Annotated in this window: 22 protein-coding genes and 1 tRNA gene; 19 read left to right on the forward strand and 4 right to left on the reverse strand. The window is 49.6% G+C overall.

Annotation, left to right across the window (positions count from 1 at the left end):
* Positions 1–517 precede the first annotated feature (517 nt).
* On the reverse strand, positions 518–1,354 hold the full coding sequence (locus C9J03_RS15020; RefSeq protein ID WP_231580657.1) for an enoyl-CoA hydratase/isomerase family protein: 837 nt from the start codon (positions 1,352–1,354) through the stop codon (positions 518–520).
* 401 nt (positions 1,355–1,755) lie between these two features.
* Between C9J03_RS15020 and C9J03_RS15025 the strand changes: the two genes are divergently transcribed.
* On the forward strand, positions 1,756–1,947 hold the full coding sequence (locus C9J03_RS15025; protein ID WP_044620531.1) for a hypothetical protein: 192 nt from the start codon (positions 1,756–1,758) through the stop codon (positions 1,945–1,947).
* 95 nt (positions 1,948–2,042) lie between these two features.
* Here C9J03_RS15025 and C9J03_RS15030 read toward each other — a convergent pair whose 3' ends face one another.
* Positions 2,043–2,984: a LysR family transcriptional regulator gene (locus C9J03_RS15030; RefSeq protein ID WP_044620530.1), complete on the reverse strand. Its 942-nt coding sequence runs from the start codon at positions 2,982–2,984 to the stop codon at positions 2,043–2,045.
* 128 nt (positions 2,985–3,112) lie between these two features.
* On the opposite strand from C9J03_RS15030, the gene C9J03_RS15035 reads away from it, so the two are divergent.
* From C9J03_RS15035 to C9J03_RS15060, 6 genes are all read left to right on the forward strand, one after another.
* Positions 3,113–3,901 (forward strand): hypothetical protein, encoded by a 789-nt coding sequence (locus tag C9J03_RS15035; protein WP_044620529.1) that lies wholly within the window; start codon positions 3,113–3,115, stop codon positions 3,899–3,901.
* A 19-nt stretch (positions 3,902–3,920) separates the two neighbouring features.
* Positions 3,921–5,396 (forward strand): DUF1214 domain-containing protein, encoded by a 1,476-nt coding sequence (locus C9J03_RS15040; protein ID WP_044620528.1) that lies wholly within the window; start codon positions 3,921–3,923, stop codon positions 5,394–5,396.
* A gap of 423 nt (positions 5,397–5,819) precedes the next feature.
* Positions 5,820–6,299: a hypothetical protein gene (locus C9J03_RS15045; protein ID WP_044620527.1), complete on the forward strand. Its 480-nt coding sequence runs from the start codon at positions 5,820–5,822 to the stop codon at positions 6,297–6,299.
* Between the two features lie 16 nt (positions 6,300–6,315).
* Positions 6,316–7,242 carry a tripartite tricarboxylate transporter substrate binding protein gene (locus C9J03_RS15050; protein WP_044620526.1) on the forward strand — a complete coding sequence of 309 codons (927 nt, stop codon included), beginning with the start codon at positions 6,316–6,318 and terminating at the stop codon, positions 7,240–7,242.
* A 68-nt stretch (positions 7,243–7,310) separates the two neighbouring features.
* The gene (locus C9J03_RS15055) at positions 7,311–7,775 is read left to right on the forward strand and encodes a tripartite tricarboxylate transporter TctB family protein (RefSeq protein ID WP_044620525.1); all 465 of its coding nucleotides are present in this window, start codon (positions 7,311–7,313) and stop codon (positions 7,773–7,775) included.
* Between the two features lie 9 nt (positions 7,776–7,784).
* Positions 7,785–9,287 carry a tripartite tricarboxylate transporter permease gene (locus tag C9J03_RS15060; protein ID WP_044620524.1) on the forward strand — a complete coding sequence of 501 codons (1,503 nt, stop codon included), beginning with the start codon at positions 7,785–7,787 and terminating at the stop codon, positions 9,285–9,287.
* Positions 9,288–9,427: 140 nt separating this feature from the next.
* Here C9J03_RS15060 and C9J03_RS15065 read toward each other — a convergent pair.
* Positions 9,428–9,518: transfer RNA gene (locus C9J03_RS15065), tRNA-Ser, on the reverse strand.
* Positions 9,519–9,973: 455 nt separating this feature from the next.
* On the opposite strand from C9J03_RS15065, the gene C9J03_RS15070 reads away from it, so the two are divergent.
* The 12 genes from C9J03_RS15070 (at position 9,974) to C9J03_RS15125 (ending at position 20,954) form a co-directional block, all read left to right on the forward strand.
* Positions 9,974–11,035 carry a PTS fructose transporter subunit EIIC gene (locus C9J03_RS15070; protein ID WP_044620523.1) on the forward strand — a complete coding sequence of 354 codons (1,062 nt, stop codon included), beginning with the start codon at positions 9,974–9,976 and terminating at the stop codon, positions 11,033–11,035.
* Positions 11,036–11,057: 22 nt separating this feature from the next.
* Positions 11,058–11,372, forward strand: coding sequence for a PTS fructose-like transporter subunit IIB (locus tag C9J03_RS15075; RefSeq protein WP_044620522.1), 315 nt, complete (start codon positions 11,058–11,060; stop codon positions 11,370–11,372).
* Between the two features lie 239 nt (positions 11,373–11,611).
* Positions 11,612–12,454 carry a helix-turn-helix transcriptional regulator gene (locus C9J03_RS15080; RefSeq protein WP_044620521.1) on the forward strand — a complete coding sequence of 281 codons (843 nt, stop codon included), beginning with the start codon at positions 11,612–11,614 and terminating at the stop codon, positions 12,452–12,454.
* 91 nt (positions 12,455–12,545) lie between these two features.
* The gene (locus tag C9J03_RS15085) at positions 12,546–13,712 is read left to right on the forward strand and encodes an AAA family ATPase (RefSeq protein WP_044620520.1); all 1,167 of its coding nucleotides are present in this window, start codon (positions 12,546–12,548) and stop codon (positions 13,710–13,712) included.
* Between the two features lie 264 nt (positions 13,713–13,976).
* A complete protein-coding gene (locus C9J03_RS15090) occupies positions 13,977–14,288 on the forward strand; it encodes a PTS fructose transporter subunit IIB (protein WP_044620519.1) in 312 nt (103 codons plus the stop codon).
* A gap of 19 nt (positions 14,289–14,307) precedes the next feature.
* The gene (gene ptsP / locus C9J03_RS15095) at positions 14,308–16,797 is read left to right on the forward strand and encodes a phosphoenolpyruvate--protein phosphotransferase (protein ID WP_044620518.1); all 2,490 of its coding nucleotides are present in this window, start codon (positions 14,308–14,310) and stop codon (positions 16,795–16,797) included.
* Between the two features lie 277 nt (positions 16,798–17,074).
* On the forward strand, positions 17,075–17,473 hold the full coding sequence (locus tag C9J03_RS15100) for a DUF2170 family protein (protein WP_044620517.1): 399 nt from the start codon (positions 17,075–17,077) through the stop codon (positions 17,471–17,473).
* Positions 17,473–18,159, forward strand: a complete 687-nt coding sequence (locus tag C9J03_RS15105) for a PspA/IM30 family protein (RefSeq protein WP_039457982.1) — start codon at positions 17,473–17,475, stop codon at positions 18,157–18,159. The genes C9J03_RS15100 and C9J03_RS15105 overlap by 1 nt, the downstream gene beginning before the upstream one ends.
* Before the next feature lie 24 nt (positions 18,160–18,183).
* Positions 18,184–19,218 carry an ion channel gene (locus C9J03_RS15110; protein ID WP_044620516.1) on the forward strand — a complete coding sequence of 345 codons (1,035 nt, stop codon included), beginning with the start codon at positions 18,184–18,186 and terminating at the stop codon, positions 19,216–19,218.
* Positions 19,219–19,234: 16 nt separating this feature from the next.
* Positions 19,235–19,867: a YjfK family protein gene (locus C9J03_RS15115; RefSeq protein ID WP_039457987.1), complete on the forward strand. Its 633-nt coding sequence runs from the start codon at positions 19,235–19,237 to the stop codon at positions 19,865–19,867.
* Between the two features lie 33 nt (positions 19,868–19,900).
* On the forward strand, positions 19,901–20,317 hold the full coding sequence (locus C9J03_RS15120) for a DUF350 domain-containing protein (protein WP_039457990.1): 417 nt from the start codon (positions 19,901–19,903) through the stop codon (positions 20,315–20,317).
* A 10-nt stretch (positions 20,318–20,327) separates the two neighbouring features.
* Complete coding sequence (locus C9J03_RS15125) at positions 20,328–20,954, forward strand: DUF1190 family protein (protein WP_044620515.1); 627 nt, start codon at positions 20,328–20,330, stop codon at positions 20,952–20,954.
* Between the two features lie 199 nt (positions 20,955–21,153).
* Here the strand turns inward: C9J03_RS15125 and C9J03_RS15130 are convergent, their stop codons facing one another.
* A complete protein-coding gene (locus C9J03_RS15130) occupies positions 21,154–22,569 on the reverse strand; it encodes a cytochrome-c peroxidase (RefSeq protein WP_231580609.1) in 1,416 nt (471 codons plus the stop codon).
* Positions 22,570–22,930 lie beyond the last annotated feature (361 nt).

Here is a 22,930-nt window from a genome sequence, read left to right on the forward strand (position 1 = left end):
AACCAATACTCTTATCTGTATTTGTGGGTATCACTCTCCTCTTAAGAAATGTTACTGCAAAAAATAACATCAAGGTTGTGATATATGTATTTTAATTGCCCATCTTGTAAAGAAAGTGTGTTTTTTTACCGTTTGCATAGAACAATATTAGAGAAGTTAACTAAGAAGAAATACGCAAAATATCAATGTAGCCACTGCTCAGCTCTCATTTTATCTCATATGTCGATGGACAAGGTTATTCTACTCAAGGGCGGAGACTACAGGTGTGCACACCAGATATAAGTACAATGGATATTAAAGATGATAATGGTATTGATCTTAAAATAAATCAGCAATACTACATTGAGCACCTTGTTAATCTTCATTGGCGATATTTCAACGCAATCTCTGATGATGACAAACAAGAATTAAACTATCTTGAAGAAACCATAGCCAAGACCAGAGAAAACCTCGCCAGATTAACCCTATAAGTCGTGGAGGCAGGCACCACTAGCCTGCCTCCAGTGAACATCCACCACTACAAGGCAAACTTCCACACTGGCCTTAGTCCCCATAGCAGCCAGAACATTACCGACGGCATAAACTTTTTCTTGCGCCACAAGAACTGTGCTTGATGCTTGAGGAAAGCCGCTTTCAAAAAGGCATCGGCCAGTTGCCCAGACTCTCCGGCATTTACAGCACGGAGTTCCTCTAATTCACTGCCGGCCAAAAATTGTCGCAGCTGTCCTTCCTCAATCCATTGCTGCACAACCTGTTCAGCCTTGTTCATTAACTCAGACTGCGGAACAACAGCTTGAACCAAACCGATAGCCAGTGCTTGCTGGGCATCAGGTTTCCAGCCTTCAGTACCAAGCATACGCTGAGCATTGCCTTCTCCTATCAAGCGAGGTAGATGCACACTCGAGCAGCCCTCGGGGGTCACACCCAAAACGGCAAAAGGCGTTGAGAATGTCGCATTATCAGCAGCAATAATTCCATTGGCTAATGTCGCAGAGGTCACGCTGGCACCGATTGCAGGACCATTTACCGCAACAAGCAATGGCTTGGCGCAACCAAGAAATATCTCAAACAAGGCTTGGTTGTTTTCGGCAATGAGCTCACGTAACTTTCGTGGAGCCATGAGCTTCAAGGTACCACTCAGATTCACCCCCGCAGAATAATAGCTCCCAGCCCCGGTCAGAATGATCCCTTTGACATCATCATCGTGGTTTGCCTTATCAAAGACCTCCTTGAGGGCATTCATCATGTCCATCGTCCAGCCGTTTAATTTTTCAGGGCGATTCATCGTAACGGTCAAAATCCCCTCATTAACCCGGGTCAATATCTGCCCAGCTGACACTGGCATTAACTTCATGTCGTTCACAATAGTCGGCTCCCTTCTTTGGCGCTCGTTCCGTTATATCCATCACAACTAAAATGATTAATTTGCTAGTCCAATCAACCTTTCTCTGTAATCCCCTACAACGACGATCACGGGGACGAAACCTAGATCTAATCTCCACCCAAAGCTGTTTAAAAAAGCAACAAGTGTGGATTCGATCACTCTAATCAAAGGCTGCACCTATTAGGGTATAAGTAAAAGTTAGAGCAAAGAAACTAAGATCTGTCGCTGCTACACAATGTTTGATTAGGGGGCCTTCATTGAGCCCTTATCAAGCCTTAATTGCAAAGCTTGCTGACATCATTGCGAGGCCGACTGGCCAAACTGATACGACTGCAGCTGACTTTGCAATTTAGTATTGCGGAGTCAGGCAGATGGAAAAACTTAAATTAGCGAAGGAATTATTTACCAGACCACTAACCTTAGACGAACTCTACCAACTCGATCAGCTTGAGCGGCAAGCCAAAGGCAAGGAAAAGCTCTATATCGCTTCCCTGTGGGATGCGGCCTACGCCTTGGTGGAACCTGCTGTACTCCACCAAGCCCGCGAGGCCGGGCTGCTCTAGCCATACTTATCTTGGTCTTCAGTTTACAGGTCTGCCTGACGGCAGGCCTGCATGATCACGCCTAGGGCTCTTTGCCTGTGACGTACATTACAAAACTATGTGGCAGCATCCTTAATTGCGGCATTTGAATTCGCCATGACAGTATCAATAAGATCCAACAGCCACATGAATTTGGCAGCATGTTGATTCTTTTTGTTCAAGAAAGCATACACCTCAACTAGCGCAGGCTGCTCTAGGTCGTCCACGAAGACCGCCCGTATATCGTTTTTATATCGCTCCACGACTGGCTGCATACAGGGGGCAATAATATCGGTCTGTTTAATCGTCTCTATCAATCCGCTCAATGACGTCGTTCTCAAACTGAACGCCATAGACTTACCCAGTTTTGTGACTTCTTCTTCCAGTCGTGAATGCTTGTTAGGATCCAGATACGCCATATCAACGTGCGCGAATGGGTATTCGAGCAGTTCATCAATATTGGCATTCGTCCCTTTATATGGATGGTCTTTCCTAACCGCTAAGACAAATGTGAGGGTAGCAATCGGCACTGCAATAATGTCTGACGGTAAATTTTCCACTTCAAAATGAACCACAACATCCACCAGCCCTTGTTGAAGTCTCTCAATCGAGTGCTTGGATATAGTATGAGTGACCAAGGTAGAGCCTGGGCTTTGTTGCGATAGCAGCAGGTATAACTCGGTGGTTAGCCATGGGAGTACATGCGGATTGCACTCGACATGGAATTCTTCGTTTATCTGGCAGGGATCAAACTGCTTTCCCTCCTCAATGGCCATTGCCAAGCCCTCAAGCAAAGGGAACACTTTCTGGTACAAACTATCGGAATACGGTGTCGGCAAGAATTGTTTATTTGACAGAACAAACAACTCCTCTCCGAGCGACTCTTTGAGCTTCTTAATACTTTGACTGACGGCTGGCGTTGTCACAAACAGTTTCTCGCTTGCTTTGCGCAGACTCCGCTCTTGGTACACCGTCACAAAGATCTTCAAAAGATTCAAATCCACTTTGTTTAATTTCATGCGCTCACCATAAACCACAGCTTAACGATCTCTTTAGTTTATATTAATTTCCTTAACCAAAGCTGCCTTATATAGTAACCAAAAACCGACAAGTTACAGGGAAGTAATGAAAAACCATACGAGGCAATATGCTAATACAACGCTCACTACTTTCTCTCCTCACGATTACATTTACCTGTGCATCAGCGGCCAACGAAGCAGATATTCAAGATATGTCAGACCCATTAGCGGTATATACGCAGGCGGGGTTGGGCTATACCGACAAGGGCCTGAACCTAAAATTAGGTCAGACCTATGACACAGGTAATGACACGACCATGGGTATGAATATCATTGAAATAAAAGGGGTTGCAGGTCAATCCATTGGCTGGAGTAGCCGGGACAACGATGACAGCATTGACTCCATTCGCTTCAGAAATTTCGGCGTAGACCTGACGAACGGCAGAGGCGCTCAAATTGATGTTTCCTGGGATTTTGACAGTAACCAAGGATCTGCATCTTACAGCTTAATTCAAGCTCTGCCTCAAATGGGCAGGTTTAACTTCTACCCACTAGCTGGGGTCGGGCTGGCAGCAGGTGAAGAATTGCCCGGGACCACAGGCGGCAACCCCGATGCCGACCAAGTAAGGGACCGCTACAACCTGCACGGCACATTCTATGTCGCAGGGATGTACAGCAAGATGCAAATTACCGATAACGTCTGGCTTAACTACAACCCCATGTACCTGGGCACTATCTCAGGATCGTCAACATTCAAAGATACAGGCTTTGAGGGCGACAGCTCCGTGCTGGCACACGAATTTGCTGCAAGTTATCAACTAACACCACAAGCCAATATTCGCTACTTCGCCAATTGGACGCAGAACACCGATTTCAATGACGGCGACCACCGCATTGAGTTCAACTACCAGCTTTAATTATTAGCGAGGAAACATCATGAAAACTCTCACGAACACCATTGCTTCAATACTGGCCGTTACCTCACTTTCTGGTATTGCCTTTGCGCAAAATAGCGAGCCGACGGAAACCATCACAACACGCTCTGGTGAATTTACATTCGAGAACAGCTTTTTACATGGTATTCCAACTCAGGAAAGCTCCGAGCGCCTATTTGAACTGATCGATTATCAACGTGCATCACAGGCCTACATTTGGTCTGTCCCTCTCGTCTCAAACTACGCCTGGAAAAAAGCCTACGAGAAAATGGGGGCCGAGGATGGCCAAATCACTTATGTCGCCACCCATCAAGCAAAATTGGGAGGTTTAACCTATAACACCTCCACGCCGTATGCGCTAACTTGGTTCAATGTCGAACAACAGCCGGTCGTTATTAGCATCCCAACCGATGAGCTTCGCGGGGCAGTGCACACGATGTGGCAGATAGGCATTGCCCAGATGACCGAGCCGGGCACCTACGTCATAAAAGCCAAGGGCAGCCCAACCCCAGCAAATATTCCCAAAGATGCGAAAGTTCTGGAGTCTGACACCAATTATGTGTTCTTCGGCGTGCGCCTGATGGCGAAATCCGAAGAGCAGCGAATGAAAGATCTCGCAGCACTCAAGATCACAGATACAAGCGGTAAGCCGCTGAGCGCTAAAGGCGTCAACTACCCGGAGCGCGGTGAAGATGCCAAACACCCTCGCGGCATGGCATTTTGGCAGGTTTTGGACGAGGCTATCCAAGCAGAAACCGTGGCCGAGCGAGACCGTATCATGCACGATATGCTTCGCCCGTTAGGTATTGAGAAGGGCAGACCTTTCGAGCCGACCTCTCAACAGCGCAAAATTCTTGAGCAGGCCGTCGTTATGGGTGAAGCGATGGTAAAAAACATCGACTTCAATAAAACCGAACGCCTTCCCCATGCCGCTTATGGACCTACCGGAAATACATGGGAAATCGCCACCGCCTCCACGCCAAATCAAGACCGCGCTTACGGTGTCGATCTAGATGGGCGTGCCGCTTGGTTCTATGAAGCGGTAACCAATGACATTGCGATGCACGGATTCGAAAATGGCGGCTGGGGACAAATCTACCTCGATAACTACCGAGATGACAACGGCGACGGCCTTAATGGCAGCAATCACTACACCCTAACCCTAGATGGAAAGGTAAACTACGCAGATCTATTTTGGACTATCACGGTTTACAACGTCGAAAACCGAGCGATTATCGATAACGACCTTGAACGCGCAGACGTAGGTTCAAACATTGCCGGTACGGTAAAGAATGCGCAAGGCGACTATACATTCCATTTTTCGCCAACCAAGCCGGCGGGTGTGAACGAAGCAAACTGGGTTCAAACCCGCGAAGGAGAAAATTGGTTCGTTTACTTTAGAGCGTATTCACCAAGCGAAGAGTTTGTACAGCAGAAACCCGAAACCATACTGCCAAACTTCAAACGTATCAATTAACTACATGGTAGGGAAGCCAGCATATTTGCTGGCTTTTATGATAAAGATAAATTAAATCAAGTATCGCGAAAAACACAGGAAGCTCAATATCTCTCCTTGTAGAAGGCAGTATAGGCGCTCGTTGAACCAGGCGTATTCCTGTGGGCCATGAGGCTGAGCTACATCTGACATATCTACTCTTTCTTTTCTCTCAACGTTTAAAAATAAACCTTCAAATCAAACCAAATTTAATAATACAAATAAAACAAACCAAAAAGTGATCGCACTCACCTAGCAACCCTCGCATAAAAACCAATTTAGCGATCAAAATCATAAAGATAAAAACAAATAGGTGACGAGTTTATCACTTTACCAAAAGCCACTTTGATTGATATAAAATAATACAATAACCTCAAATGACACAGGAGATATCAAGGTGTAAGGATGAACACACAAAAACAAATTGCCCTAGATGCAATCGAGCTTGTTAGGCCTGCTATCGAGCGCCTATTCTCACGAACCAACCGTCAAGAACTGCATATAGTAGTGATGGATCCCCGCCTCAAGCCATGGGAATCCAGCTTTGAAGAAGCCGTTTTAGTTGAAACCTCTATCGGCCAACCTGATGCATGGACAATCCCTTTTGATCAACTCGCCCGAAAGAAAGCCCAACAAGCTTGGCGTGACTCCCAGGCCAATATTAATCACCAAACGGCTCACCCATCGTCGCTACGAGATGATGATGTGCTGTATTACGGCTCCTTTGTCTACGGCAATGTCGTCGTCGCCTGCAGCGGGGTGCAGCAATGGTATGACATGCTGATCAGTGGCTGGATTGCCCTGGCCATCGAGCAACTCACAATCAACGACTACCAACTCCAAAAAACGAATAACCCGACTCAAACCTACCGACGTGAACAATAAAATAGGTATCTAAAATATGAATAAATTACTAAAAGCAGTCATGATCTCCGCAGGTGTACTAGTTTCAGCCACCGCTGTTGCTGCTGATTACCCAACCAAAAACATTCGCTTGGTTGTCCCTTTTGGTGCCGGTGGCGGTACCGATGCTGTTGGCCGTACGTTGGCTAATAGTGCTAAAGATGTTCTAGGTCAGAATATTTCTATTATGAACCGTACCGGTGGTGCAGGTGCTGTAGGGATGAGCTTTGGTGCCCAGCAGCGCGCTGATGGTTATACCCTGACAGTAGTCACCCGCGAGATTACCTCACTTCCTCAAATGGGCCTGATGCGCCACTCTGCCGATGATTTCCGCTTGATCCGTATGGTAAACCTCGATCCAGCCGTTGTATTAGTCGCTGCTGACAGCCCATACAACAGTATCAATGACTTAATTGCTGATGCCAAAAAAGAGCCCGGCAAAGTGAAGTTTGCTTCTACCGCAGCACCAAACTTCTACCTGATGGCACTAGAACAAGATCAAGATATCAAACTAAATGCCATTCCTTACAACGGTGCTTCAGAAGCGATTCCAGCAGTCCTGGGCAACCACACGGATGTCACCATGGTGACACCGGGCGAAGCCATCGCACAGCTTCGCTCAGGACAGCTAAAGGCCCTCGGCGTAATGTCTGAAAAACGTATCGCGTTTATTGAAGATGTTCCAACCCTGAAAGAGCAAGGAGTAGATGTGGTGACGGGGACTTGGCGTGGCATCGGTGCGCCAAAAAACACCCCTGATCACATTATTGAAAAGCTGGGTGCGGCTTTTGACAAAGCTATGGCGAGCGAGGAATTCAAATCATTCATGGCAACAGGCGCAATGTCGATTCACAACCTGAATGCCGAAGAGTTTACCAAGTTTGTCTACGAAGATACGCAAGCACTAGGCTCTCTAATTAACTAACCATACTCAGGAGCCAGCACACCCTGCTGGCTCTTATTATAAACACGCTCAACACAAGGATGGATTCTATGTTGAATAGAAACTTTCTTTTCCCGTCCCTGATCATTTTATTAGGTGCCGCTTCCCTTTTCGTTATCAGCCAATTCGACAAGCCGATATTCCAAGATGCCAGTGTCGATGCCGCCTTTTTCCCAACCGTTGTCACTATCGCTATGATGTTTATTTCGGCGGTGTTAGCCTTCCAGCATTGGCAAAAAGCCCACCGTTACAAGAAGGAAAAAAAACAAGAGAAAGAAGCACCAATATTTTCAAAGCTGTCTATTTTTGGTGTCGCCTACTTAATTGGTTATACCTTCTTGATTCACCTTCTTGGCTACCTGTTTGCCAGTCTTATTGCCTTCGCCTTATACCTATTTTATTTCAAGGTGAAGAAAACCCTTTATTACGTTATTGCAGCAGTATTCGTTGTATCTGTGTATTTCCTGTTTGGCGAAGTGTTTGTGATCGCACTTCCTGACGGCATCATTCTGTAGAGGCCGCATATGTTAGAACATTTATTTTCAGGCATCCTAACCGCTTTTAGCCCTAGTGTTTTCCCCGTACTGATCTTCGGCGTACTGGGCGGGATCATCCTCGGTGCCCTACCCGGCCTCACCGCAACCATGGGTGTTGCCATTTTGCTGCCTTTTACCTTTGGGATGGAGCCAACGGCTGCACTGGTCATGCTCATCGGTGTTTATATCGGTGGTATCTATGGTGGCTCGATTGCCGCGATTTTGCTCAAAACGCCCGGTACCCCGGCCTCTGCGGCGACCGTGCTTGACGGCCATACCCTTGCAGCAAAAGGCCAAGCTGCTCGGGCACTGAGTATCTCGGCGGTTGCCTCGTTTATCGGGGGCCTTATCAGTACCATTGTACTAATTGCGATTGCACCACTACTGGCTGACTTTGCCCTCAAGTTCAATGCGCCTGAATATTTCGCGCTGGCCTTGTTCGGCCTTACCATCATTGCCAGTGTGTCGTCGAAAAACATCCTCAAGGGATTACTTGCAGGCAGTATCGGCTTGCTAGTATCCACTGTAGGTCTAGACCCGATCAGCAGTGTGCCTCGCTTTACGTTTGATGTGATGGATTTGTACAGCGGCATCAATGTGATACCGGTACTAATTGGTTTATTTGCTATCTCTGAGGGTCTCAACCAGCTTGAAAAGTTGCATACACAGAAGAAAAGCGCACCACCGAAATTTGACCATAAGTTACTGAGCAAGAGAGATCTGAAAACCATGCTGCCAACTGCGGTGAAAAGTGGTTTGATGGGTACCTCTATCGGCTCGGTACCGGGGGCAGGTGCCGATATCTCAGCGTTTGTTTGCTATAACGAAGCCAAGCGCTCGGCCAAAAATCCGGATGAATTTGGCAAAGGTTCGGTACAAGGCTTAGCGGCAGCAGAAGCAGGTAACAATGGCGTTACCGGTGGTTCACTGGTTCCGCTATTGACGCTGGGTGTCCCGGGTGATGCGGTAGCTGCTGTTTTACTTGGCGCATTGATTGTGCAGGGCCTGACGCCAGGACCATTGCTGTTCAGCCAAAGTCCTGAAGTCGTCTATGGGGTATTCAGTTCAATGCTGGTTGCCAATATTGTCATGTTGATTATCGGCTTGCTCGGTATCCGCTTCTTCTGCCGCATTATTGAGGTACCTAAGATCATCATGATCCCTATTATCATCTTCCTGTCGGTGATCGGTGCCTATGCTATCAACAACTCGATGTTCGATGTGGGTATTGCGATCAGCTTTGGCTTGCTTGGCTTTATCCTCAATAAGATGGAAATCCCATCCTCTCCTATCCTGCTGGCGATCATCCTAGGGCCAATGGCCGAAACCAACCTGCGCAAATCACTGCTAATGTACGACGGTAGCTGGTCATTCCTGTATGAACGCCCTATCGCACTAGCATTCATTGTTCTGGCAATCTTCTCGGTCTATTCCACCATGAAGCTCAAAAAGAAGCAGGCACAGAATCCTGTGAAGCCTGTTGCCAAGTAACAGATGTAAAAAAGCCAGCAGTTAAGCTGGCTTTTTGAATATGGCGGAGCGCTTTAAGTATGGTGGATTTGATTCAAATCCCTTACTCAGAACTCAATGCGTACGAAAAAGGCCTTGTCTTATGACAAGGCCTCTGAATGTGGCGGAGAGATAGGGATTTGAACCCTAGATACGCTATTAACGTATGCCGGTTTTCAAGACCGGTGCTTTCAACCACTCAGCCATCTCTCCGTAAGTGCGGCGTATGATAATCATAACGATCCGCCTTGTAAACCCACCCAATAACCAAGTGCTTACATATCCACCAGCAGCCTGCTTTATGTGTTAAAAATAAAGCAATTGACCGTTATTTTTTCTGCTTCGTACCAAATAGAGAGATTTTCAAAGAGCAGACTGGATTTTCCCTCACCAACTGGACTTTTAATACCTCTTTGCTCCAAACGCTTATGCATCGTCAGCAAATTAGTCCCCCCCTTCACTATTGGCCTGAGAGCTAAATCACATCTCATTTCGCAGGGTACAAAAGTCCAGCTAATGGCCTATTTATCCAATAGTTTCATCTGATCTCCCGTCCCATAATTACAGCCATCCAGACAGCATTCTGTCTTAGAACATCGCTCAACCCTGTTGCGTTGGCGGCCAAGCCAACTGAAAAAATAAACCATAAAAACATGGAGTAATTCGAAATGAAAAGCCAACTGTCAGTGTTAAAAAGACACTTATTGACGGGTACCAGCCACATGCTCCCCTTCGTTGTTGCCGGTGGGGTATTACTTGCCCTGTCAGTCATGCTGGGGGGGAAAGGTGCGGTACCGGAAGGCGTATTCCTGGAAGGTCTGTGGGACATGGGTATTGCTGGTTTTACCCTGTTTGTGCCAGTACTTGGTGGCTACATTGCCTACTCGATTGCCGACCGACCAGCACTTGCACCAGGTATGATTGGTGCCTACCTGGCTAACCAAGTCCAAGCCGGTTTCCTTGGCGCGATCGTGGTCGGCTTCATCGCGGGCTACGTTGTCCTGCAGCTCAAGCGTATTCCGCTATCCAATAAACTCAAAGCCATTTCAACCTACTTTATCCTGCCTATCGGCGGCACTTTTATTGTCTCTGGCTTGGTGATCTGGGTCATCGGTACGCCGATAGCCATGGCCATGGAAAGCATGAACCTGTGGTTACAGGGGATGGCTGGCGCCTCTAAAGCCTTCTTGGGTATGGTACTCGGTGGCATGACCGCCTTCGACATGGGTGGCCCTATCAACAAAGTCGCCACCTTGTTCGCCCAAACCCAAGTCGGTACACAACCATGGCTAATGGGCGGTGTTGGCATCGCTATCTGTGTTCCTCCTCTGGGTATGTTCCTAGCGACTTTGCTTTCACCAAAACGTTACACCGACGAAGAGCGTGAAGCGGGGAAAGCCGCTGGCATCATGGGCTGTATCGGTATCACTGAAGGAGCAATTCCTTTTGCTGCCGCCGACCCGATGCGCGTACTGCCTTCTATCGTGGTAGGCGGCATGGTCGGTAACGTTGTCGGCTTCATGTTCAACGTCCTCAACCATGCGCCATGGGGCGGCCTGATTGTGCTACCAGTGGTGGACGGACGCTTGTTCTACATCGTCGGTATCGCCGCCGGTGCTCTAACTACTGCACTGATGGTCAATGCATTGAAAAAACCTATCGAACAACGTCAAGACGCCAAAGTTGAAAATGACTCGGCGGAAGACACCCTTGAATTAGATTTCGACTAACAATTTTTCGGGAGAAAACAACATGAAACTACTAGGCGTAACTTCTTGCCCATCCGGCGTTGCCCATACCTATATGGCAGCAGAAGCATTGGAAACAGCGGCCAAAGCCAAAGGCTGGGAAGTCAAAATCGAAACTCAGGGCTCTATCGGGATTGAAAATGAAATCCTGTCAGCCGAAGTAGAAAATGCCGATATTGTCATCCTGACCAAAGATATCGCAATCAAAAACGAAGAGCGCTTCAAGGGCAAGAAAATCGTTCGTGTCGGGGTAGCAGATGCAGTGAAGAAAGCCCCGCAAATCATGGATAAAATCGAAGCGCATCTCGCTTCGGCTTAAAACCTCACCCCAATGCCCTGGCTTTAAATGGCCAAGGCATTGGCACATTATTACTCTGAAAAATGATACCTACTCTACAGTTTGCAGAATATCATTTCGAAGTGGCGGATATTAGAGTGGTATCATATAAACGGTTAGTCTTCAGTATGTTATGCGTCTTCAGGTAATGCATATTCAGAGCTAGCCTTTCTTTTTGATAACACTGCGCCTGTGGCGAGTGGTTGAGTAGATGTAATGACATGAAGCAAACCTTCACTGATCTTCTTGATAATGTGATTTCTGACAGCAGCGCCTTCAATACCATCTGGTTTGCCGGTGATGATGTCCCGCCTCCCGAAGCCAGTTACCAGGTCAACTTTCCGCGCCTTGAACTGGTATTCAATGGCCAATACGAAAACTTACTAGAAAGCCCGCAGCACCAAATTGAGAATATTCTACTCCGGCCTGGCGATGCCCTGTTTATTCCGCCCAATGCCTGGAACAAGCCGAGTTGGGACAAAGAGTGCTCGGTGCTCAGCTTACTGTTTGGCAAAAGCCAGCTCGGGTTCAGCCTGGTCAGCAAGCACGACAATGAGGAAGGCTTCTATGATGTGGTCAAGTACAGCGTGCCGCAGCGGACTGGCCGGGCCATCGATCACATTCTGACAGCACTATCGACCCTCGCCTACGAAAAGCAAAAGCAGCCAGCCGATAAATTCCTGTTGCTAGCGCTGCTCAGTTATTGCAAGGATATGCTGACCCTGCCGACAGAAGATACCAGCCGTCGCGGTGAGGACATGTTCAAAGGGATCTGTATTTACGTGCAGGAAAACTTCCACCGCAACATCAACCGCAATACCGTTGCTGCCCGCTTTAATATCTCACCGAACCACTTGTCGCGGCTGTTTCGCCAAGAAGGGCACATGCGCTTTGCCGACTATATCTCCTGGGTGCGGCTTGAGCGCGCCAAGTTCATGCTTAAGCGCTACAACTTCCGCCTAGAGGAAGTGGCTCAACGCTGCGGCTATCATGACCCCAATTATTTCTGTCGGGTATTCAAGCGAAAGACAGGGAAAACCCCGACCGAATACCGCAGCCGTTAAACCAAGCAACACATCAAAAGCCGAAACCTACTTTACCCTCTGCGGCATCACCTGTTATTGTGAACTGTGTTTTTTAAAGGCTGCCGCCATTATGCTCACAGCTCTGTCTATCAATAACTACCGCTCAATTTTGGATCTCAAGGTGCCGTTGGGGCCGCTCAATGTCATTACCGGCGAAAATGGCACTGGTAAATCCAACCTCTACAAAGCGTTACGTTTGCTGGCCGAAACGGCACAGGGTGGCGTAGTTCCAGCCATCGCCAAAGAAGGCGGACTGGATTCGACTTTCTGGGCGGGGCCTGAAACCCTTTCAAGGGCAATGAAACAGGGTGAGCAGGCTGTTGAATACACGGTACGCCAACGCACCAAGCGGATGAAGCTGGGTTTTGCCACCGAGCAGTTCAGCTATGCCATCTCTCTGGGTTTGCCGGTTCCCTCTTCACAAACCATGTTCGGCCAAGATCCCGAAATCAAGCGAGAATGCATCTGGAACGGCCAGGTCTACCGGCCATCCAGCAGCCTAATCGACCGCAAAGGGGCAATGATCAAAGCCCGCAGCGGGCGGCAGTGGCAGGTCATCTCACAACATATCGCCAGCTACCATAGCCTGTTTGATCAAATGGCCGATCCAGTTGCCACACCAGAGGCTTTTCAGCTTCGAGAGACCATCCGTGGCTGGCGCTTCTACGATCACTTCAGAACCGATCGCGACGCACCTGCTCGTCAAGCGCAATTGGCAACTCGCACACCGGTTCTGCATCACGACGGTAGGGATCTGGCCGCGGCCCTGCAAACTATCATCGAGATCGGCGATAAAGAGACCTTGTTCAAAGCTATTGACTACGCCTTTCCCGGCGCATCCATTCGCATAATACACCATGCCGATAGCCGATTTTCTCTCGAGTTTTCCCAGCAGGGACTGCTCCGCCCATTAACTGGTGCCGAGCTTTCCGACGGCACATTGCGTTTTCTTCTCTGGGTGGCAGCACTATTGACGCCTCGCCCGCCAAGCCTAATGGTACTCAACGAACCAGAAACCAGTTTGCATCCCGACCTACTGCCAGCATTGGCAAGACTGATCCTCCATGCGACCAAACACAGCCAGCTTTGGGTGGTCTCCCATTCACCGCGCTTGATTGCCGCCTTGGAGCAACACCCTGACTGCAATGCGATCAAGTTGGAGAAGGAAATGGGCCAAACCGTGATCCCTGGACAGGACATTCTAACCACACCGTCATGGCACTGGCCGGATGAATAGGCAGCCTTAAAAATGCTAATCCGACTAAGAGGCTTAACAAAAAATACCGCACTTATTCCGTTCTACAAGCTACCCTCAACCGATGTTGCACAGTAAACAGAAGAAGTTTGCTGCAATATGAGAGACTTATCACGCTTATATGTGAGTGCTACAAAAGTCCAGTAAAGGGTTGTTTTCTCTTCTACCGCCATTGCTTGCCTCTCCATATAGTAGTGAATATACCCAAGTGACTGGGTACTAGAATTCAAACGATTGGAGAAAATGATGAGAGTCGTCGCAATCACAGCCTGTCCAACCGGTATCGCCCATACCTATATGGCCGCCGACAAACTGATGGATACCGCCAAGAAGCTCGGTATTAGCATCAAAGTCGAAACCCAAGGAGCCATGGGGATCGAGAACCGCCTCAGCGAGCAAGATATCGCACGGGCAGATGTCGTTGTCCTCGCCGCCGATATCAATATCGAGCAGAGTGCCCGATTCAAAAACCAACGTTGCCTCGAAGTCACAATCCAAGATGCCCTGCAGCGTCCTCGCCGGGTGTTCTCTCAATGTCAGCAGCTGTTAGCGCATTAATTACAAGGCAGTAGTACCCATGAAACACCAATTTGCTTTCCGTTGTGAACTACCCAATGGAATCCATGCCCGCCCGGCGACGCACCTCGAAAAAGCCTGCGGCCAGTTTGATTGCCAAATCACACTAGTGAACCACCGCAACAATCACCAAGGTGATGCCAAAAGTGTACTGTCTCTAGTCGGCACAGATACCTTGCTCAATGACAACTGTTCGCTGATCTTCGAGGGCCATGACAGTGAACAAGCCTGCCAATCTCTTGAAAGCTTCATCCATAATGAATTTCCCCATTGCGATGAAGCACTCGCAACCGAAGACAATGCCGAAGCATTTCCGCTACCTCAATCACTGATGAGGCACCAGCCAACCTTGCTGCACGGTAAGCGACTAGCCACAGGGATTGGCCACGGCAAATTAATTGAGTTTAGCTACACCAACCTGAACCTGTTTGCCACAGAGCATTGCGATAACGAGCACGCTCGATTCCACAACGCTCACCAGCAAGTCATTAACAGTCTTTCTGAAACCGTAATAAAGGCAACACAGCAAGAGAAAGATATTATTACAGCTCACCTGGCTATCCTAAACGACAGCAGCTTTACCGGCAGTATTTCCGACCTGTTACGCGAACACTCTACTGCCAACGCGATATTGGCTACCTTCGAAAAGCTAACTAAGCAGTTAGAGCAGTCTGCAAGTGCCTACTTACGCGAACGAGCTTTGGATATAAGAGATGTGGCAGAGCAATTGCTGATAGCGGCTTATCCAGAGGTACAATGTCAGCGTGAATTTCAACTGGCAGAGCCCAGCATCGTCCTTGCCAAAGACCTAACGCCAAGCCAGTTTATTGGTTTAGATAAACACTTATTGCAGGGGTTGGTACTCACTCACGCCGGCAATACCTCTCACACCGTGATCCTAGCTAGGGCGTTTGGTATTCCTACCCTATCAGGCATTACTGCCGAGCAATGTCGGGCTGCTTTGAATACCTCTGTTTATATTGACGCCCATCTCGGTGTGCTGGCAACCGATTGTACCGAGCCTGTCCAACGTTACTTCCAGCGCGCCTTGATACTCAGCCAACAAGAAAAGAAACAGAAAGAGCAGTTCATCTACCAGCCAGCCGTCACAAGCGATGGTCACCAAATTGAAATTGCGGCAAACATTGCATGCTCAGCTGAAGCATCATCGGCCTTTGCCAATGGTGCAGAGGGCATTGGCTTGTTCCGCACCGAAATGCTGTTTATGGACCGTCAGTCGGCACCGGGGGAAGACGAGCAATTCGAGCACTACTGCAAAGTACTCAAGGCGGCAGTCGGCAAGCCAGTGATCATCCGTACCATGGATATTGGCGGTGATAAGCCTATCGATTACCTCAACCTTCCAGAAGAAAACAACCCGTTTCTCGGTTACCGGGCCGTGCGCATCTACCCGAAATTCGAGCAACTGTTCCGCACCCAACTGCGTGCGATCCTACGTGCGTCGGTATACGGCAGCACCAAAATCATGATCCCGATGATCCAGAGCATAGAGGAGATCCGCTGGGTTAAACAGCAGCTTGCCGAGGTCAAAGCCGAACTCGATAGCTGCGACATTGCTAATTCAGGACAGGTACAACTGGGGATCATGGTAGAGGTGCCTGCTGTGGCTTTTATCATCGACCAGTTCTGCCAGGAAGTAGACTTTTTCAGCATCGGCTCCAACGACATGACCCAGTACCTGTTGGCAGTAGACCGGGATAATGGACAAGTCTCGCACCTATACAACAGCCTAGCCCCTGCTTTTTTGCGTATGCTAGGACACGTAGTCAAAACGGCACACGAGCACAACCGTTGGGTTGGATTGTGCGGTGAATTAGGTGCTGATAACAAAGTATTGTCTTTACTGGTGGGTTCAGGACTGGATGAGCTCAGTATGAGCGCACCAAAAATCACCGCAACCAAAGCGGCTCTCAATGATTTGGCGCTTACACACTGCCAGCAACTGTTCGAGCAAGCTTGCCAGTGCCCGACCATCGACGATGTCACTACCCTACTGGAGAATGCCTCTGCTACTGGACCGGAGAAGCCGTTGCTGGGCATCGATTGTGTGTTCAAGCACGCTGATTTCGCCAACAAAGAAGAGGCGATACAGACGCTGGTCGGCAACTTGGCCGTGCAAGGGCGAACCGACAATGCCTATGCCCTGGAAGACGATATCTGGGCGCGCGAGGCAGTATTCTCTACCGGGCTCGGACACGGTTTTGCCATACCGCACACCAAGTCCGGCAACATCCGCCATTCAAGCATCAGTATTGCCCAGCTGAAAACGCCTATTGATTGGCAGTCCGACTCGGGTGATGTGGACTTCATCATCATGCTGACACTCAATAAGGAGCAAGGTGATCAGCATATGCGGATCTTCTCCGGCTTGGCCCGCAAGTTGATCCACCAGGATTTCCGCGACAAGTTGCAAAACTGCGGTGACGAAGCGGCGATGATCCAACTGCTAGAACAAGAACTCGCTTTGTAACAGCACTTTCCCCAAGGAAAGACCCAAGGTTCCCCCTGATTCATTCGGACGGTCAGGGGGCTTTTTATCCTCCCATCACCAGATACGCCTCCCCCATTTATCCCAAGCCCTCCTTTATCAACCATTCACACAACATCGAATGTACTCAAGCGGCATAAAACAGCTCACAAAAACACAACAAAAAAACAGCATTTCATGGCAATTGAACAATTTAACCTCATAATAAGAGTAGATTTTTCGTTCAATCCGCTGAAACCTAAACCAAAAGGTAGCAACCATGACGTGGCAAGTATCCGAACTGATCCCACTGCTCAGTGAACACGACGGCTGGGCTATAGAAGCCAGCGAGCAAACGCTCATTGTGCGCAACGAAGACAACATCGAAGCTTTCCTGGCCGTTTCCGGCGAGCAAATCCTGGTCGAAGTCCTGCTTTTCAGTGCCGATCAGGTGATTGACCCGGTCAGCCTTAACAACGACATATTACGGACCCACAAGATGTTCCCGCTCTCGACTATCGGGATCAATGAGATTGGCGGCAGAGACTACTACGTAGCCTTTGGTTCGCTGTCTTCCCAATCCAAAGCAGAAAGCATTGTGATTGAGGTTGCCACCCTGTTCCGCAATGTCGAAGCGTTCATCGAGCTGTACCAAGATCACCTCAAGGAGGTTGCATAATGAGTGTCTGGAAAAAGCTGTTTACTGCCATCAAGGGCGGTGTCAACGAAACCGCCGAAGCCGTCGCCGATAACCAGGCACTAAGGATCCTGGATCAAGAGATCCGCGAGGCCAAACAAGAGCTTCGCCGCTCCGACGAGGCCTTGGTTAGCATTGTTGCCAAGCGTAAGCTCTCCCAGCAGAAAGTCGATGGCTTCCAGCAGGGCATCGAAGAGTACGAGGGGCATGCCCGCAGTGCGATGGAAAAAGGCCAGCAGGATCTCGCCCTTGAGTGTGCACAGAAAGTCGCCGAGCTTCGCAACGACCAGCAGGCCGAGCAAGCCTACCTCGATCAGTTCGTCGCCTCAGAGCAGAAGATGCGCACCAATATCAGCCAGGCCAAGGACAAGCTGCGTCAGCTGGAGCAGCAGGTAGACGTGGTCAAGGCCAACGAAGCGGTACAGAAAGCCCAATCGGCGGTATCGGCCACCAATGTCGGGGCCAACGCCAAGATGCACACCGCGGTTGAATCGCTAGAGCGCATCAAGCAGCGCCAGGCCGAAAAGTCCGCCCAGCTCGAAGCGGCCGCCGAAATGGCCGAGGAACAGTCCGGCAGCAGCCTGGACAAGAAATTGTCCGAAGCCGGGATCACCTCGGGCAAGCAGTCGTCAGCCGAAGATGAGCTCAAGCGTATTTTGGGCAAGTAGTCGCCGTTTGTTCAAGGAGGCAGTATGTCATTATGGCTTTTATTTCGCCGCTGGGCGGCTCACCAGTTCCATGCGCTAAGTGGCAGAAACCTCCTCCTACTGGTGATCGGCTATACCATTATCAGTTATGCCCTGCTGTCAGCGGTTGGGGAGTCTGCGCTAGTCCAGAGCCCAACCGACTTCCTGTACTACTTGGTCGTCAGCGCTTCCACCGTAGGCTACGGCGATATGTCACCGACAACCGTGGCCGGAAAGTGGGTCGTGATGCTGTTTGTGATCCCCGGCGGGCTTGGGCTGTTTGCCTTAGCCGTCGGCAGGGTCGCCAGCGCCTTTATTGATTATTGGAAACAAGGACTGTTAGGCCGGAGGAGAGTCTCGGTGGAAAACCACATTTTAGTGCTGGGGTGGAACGAGCAGCGTACCCTGCACCTGATCAAAATGCTGCAATACGAAGAGAAAGGCCACCGCGCCATTGTACTGTGTGTTCGACCAGATATTGAAAACCCGCTTCCCGGCGAGATTGAGTTCGTCCGTACGCCCAGCTTCACCGACAGCCACGCCATGGCAAAAGCCGGGATCGAAACCGCAAGCTGCATCGTGATCGACAACAGCGAAGACGACGTGACCCTGTCCGCCGCCTTGTTCTGCGCCAACCAAAACCCCAATGCCCATATCCTGGCCTACTTCAATGACGAATCATTGAGTGATCTTCTCAAGATGCATTGCCCCAACGTAGAGTGCATCCCTTCAGTGGCGGTCGAAATGCTGGCCAAAGCGGCTATCGATCCGGGATCCAGCGAGTTGCACCACGAACTGCTCAGTACCCACAAGGGGATGACCCAGTATGCGGTCCAATACCCTGCCAGTGCCAGCCCTAGCACCGTTGCCCCACTGTTTAGCGGCTTCAAGCAGCAATACGAGGCTATCCTTATTGCCATAGACGCAGGCCAAGGCGTCGAGCTGAATCCACCGCTGGATCGGGAAGTCCCTCCCGGTGCCAAACTGTTCTATATTGCCGACGAGCGTGTCGAGCAAATCAATTGGTCTAAATGCACCTAACATCGCAGGAATGTTTATGTTCGACTGGTTCAAGAAAAAGCAACCCCAAACGCCCCCGCCCAGTAGCCCTGAAATTCTGGGCTTGCGGCTCGGCGGAGCCTTTGAGCTTGATGATTTGAAACTGCGGCTAATAGAGCCGGATCTGATCATTGAGGGCGCTTCCCGTACCCAGCTGATCAAAGCCGTCGGCGAAGTCCGTCTCGACGAGCAAACTCGGCTACTGCGCTATTACACCGATGACGATGGATTCATCCAGGTACTCACCCACGGCCCCACCGAGGCGGACGTCAGCGAAGTCAAACTGTATTACTTTTACGAGTCACGCCCAATCGATACCCAGAGCCAGTGGCAACACTTGCTGGATCATGAAATCGTCAAACCCAGCTGGGAATTGGAAGGCTTTCAATTTACTAAGGTATGGGACAACATTCGTCCGGTTGCGATGACAGAAAAGACCTGGCTCGAAAACGGCACTAGCAGTGACACCGATCAGTTCGTAATGATATACGAGCGAGATCTCGGCAATGGGCTGTTCGAGTCCCTGCTCGTCGCTGGCGAGGAGAAGATTTACCGCAACCAAGCCGAACGCTGTATGGCTATCAGCACCGGGATTGACTTATCGCCGACGGATTTCAAGCTCATCGGCTAACATTCAATAGATGACCTAAGAGATAGGATTAACATGGAAGTACTGACCAACTCACTCGCCGGCCTCGGCGCATTTCTGCTCTACTTTGCCTTATCGCTGGCATTTCTGCTGTTGTTCAAGTTTGTCTACGTCCGCTTCACCCCGCACGACGAGTGGAAGCTGGTCAAGGAGGAGCAAAATATCGCGGCAGCCATCGGCCTGTCGGGTTCTATCATCGGTTACTGCCTGGCCATTGCTGGCGCGGCGAGTAACTCGGTCAACCTGATCGACTTTGCCATTTGGGGCGTGGTGGCCTTGTTTGCCCAGTTAATTGCCTTTGCAATTTTACGTTTTGGCTTTATGCCGAAGATTGTCGAGCGTATCGAAGCTGGCGAGATCCCGGCCGGTATTGTCATGGCGGCAACCTCTGTGTCCGTCGGCCTGCTCAACGCCGCCTGCATGACATACTAAGGGGGACAACATGAAACGCAGTAAGCATGTCGTTCTCGCCAGTATGAAAAAAAACTGGCGTCCGGTGTCGATGGCACCGATGACCGCCGTCTTGGCAACCGCCGCACTCTCAGGTTGCAGCGACAGCACTGAAGACGCCGTCATCTATCAATCGCTCAACGACTGTATCGATGATAACCCCACTTACACCGAGGAGTGTCAGGCCGCCTACCAATTTGCCTTACAGGAGGCCTCCCGCACCGCGCCCAAGTATAACTCGCGCTACGATTGCGAGGCCGAGTTCGGCACCAACGCCTGTATGCAGCCACAGGGCAACAACTGGTTTATGCCAGCCATGGCCGGATTTATGTTTGCCCGGATGATCGACAGAGACCGCGGTGGTTATTATTCGCAGCCTATGTTTCGCTCCTATTATCCAGGGAGTATTTTCTATGACCGCTGGACCACGGCTGACGGCTATGACTACGGCCGCAGCGGCTACAAAAAAACCACAGTGCGGGTCAGTAAAGATCACATGAAACCCAAGCCAACCGTCAGCCGCACGATTTCTCGCGGGGGCTTCGGCTCAACCGTCTCTGCCAAATCGGGCTGGAGTAGCAGCCGATCCTCAGGAGGCAGCAAGGGATGGGGAGGCTGAACCCTTCCGGCCAAAAAAATTCATCAGATTTGATCGACAGGCACACTGCCTGCGTAACTAACTACGACAAGTTCATATCTCGTCAATTTGTTCCTTTCATAACAACCTGCACATCCTTGTTGCAGGTTTTTTTTGGCAAGAGCACAACCTCAACTTACCGTTTACGGCAACAGGGTATACCGTATACCGCCGCCCTGTTCTACTGTTCACTGCCCCCTTGCTCGCTTTCCTGCTGCTCAGCCATTTTTTCCAACGCAGCTTGTAATTGACCTTCAACAGTATTGGGGAAGAAAGGATCGTGATAGATCGGGTTGTTGAGGAACGTCTCATCCGTCAATGCCTCCAAGAAGGCCACCAGCGCTTCTTTCTCTGCCTGGCTCAGGTTCATCCGGATAGGCGTACCACCCACTCGACCGTTGCTGGTAAGATCAGGACTCAAGATCCGGTGGCGCTGAACACCACTGTTGTAGAACTCCACCACATCCATCAAGGTTTCAAACCGGCCATCGTGCATATAAGGTGCACCCACACCAATATTGCGCAAAGACGGCGACTTAAAGAAACCATTCCCCGCCCCTTGGTCGCTGCTGGTATCAGCATCCAAGCCATTGACATGGGCCTGATCCATCGAATGCGCACTGGTTTGGTGACAAGCGATACAGCCAAGTGAATCCCGTTCCGATCCCGGAAATCCAGAAAATAGCTTCAGGCCTAACAATTCCTGCTCACTGAAGACCGCAGCAAAATCTGGTTCATCCCATTCGCCGATAGAGAAAGCCTGATCGTATTTTGATTCATAGGAAACCATAGTGCGAATAAACTGCGCCAAGGCTCTGGAGATCCTGTCACTGGTGATCGCCTCATCGCCAAAGGCTTGGGTGAACAAGTCCGCATAGAAACTTGTTCCGGCCATTTTCACTTCCAGATCAAACAAATTCATTCCCATTTCGACCGCGTCCTGAATTGGCATCAGCACCTGATCTTCGAGGGTATCGGCCCGCTCATCCCAAAAGAACTTTCCGTTGCTGTAGTAGGTCGCGTTGGTCAGGCTCATGGAATGACGGCCGGTTTTACCGCCATCGAACCCATCACTGAAGGTCTTCGGATCGGTAAAGCCATGCTTTTGAATATGACAAGATGCACAGGAAACCGTGTTATTGGCCGATAAGCGGACGTCATAGAAAATCACCCGCCCCAAATTGGCCCCGGCATTCGTAACCTTGTTGTCAAACGGGGTATTGTTCTGCGAATCCACATTGCCAAATGGCGACGTAATGCGGGTATAGTGCTTCGGTTGCGCCGATAAATAAGCTTCATAGTCATGGGTCACCGACAAATCAGGCAACGGCAGTCCATCAATGTCCAACTTCGCCTCGGGGGGAGGCGGTGGTGGCTCACTGACCTGGCCATCATCACCACCAGACGGCGGAGTCTCAGGAGACTCTTGCGCCGGATCATCATCCGAAGGCGGAGTTTGAACAGGCTGCTGGACAGTTTCGGCCCCTTCAGACCCTGTCGTGCCTAAATCAAGTGAACCAGTATTGTCCGAGTCTTCTCGACAAGCGGAAACTGTCGCAATCAATGCGACAGCCAATAAATAACGGGAGGTATTCATACACCACTCCAAACCTAGCCAAACCAACGTTATTTTTATATGGGCAGTTTATTTTTTATTGTTACTGCCTATTATTTGCGGGAAAGGCAATGCCATTCCCTGCTCTTAACTAAAAGCCTAAAAGACGCGCTTCTTCTTGTTTCTGACAAGTGAGAAAAATCCAATCACAGCAGCAAGTTAGGTGTATTTTTGTCAGCATGGCAGCAAATTAAGGCCATAAACATTTTCAATTTCGGCAAATATCTACAAGCTGCTACCGCGCATTTCACTCATAAAGTGCTAATTATCAGCCTGATAGATAAAGTCCGAATAATACAAAAATAACGTTGAAGTCTATTTATCGTTATTCGGTAAAATTTAA

It is taken from the genome of Photobacterium gaetbulicola, from assembly GCF_003025515.1.
GTDB classification, from domain to species: domain Bacteria; phylum Pseudomonadota; class Gammaproteobacteria; order Enterobacterales; family Vibrionaceae; genus Photobacterium; species Photobacterium gaetbulicola.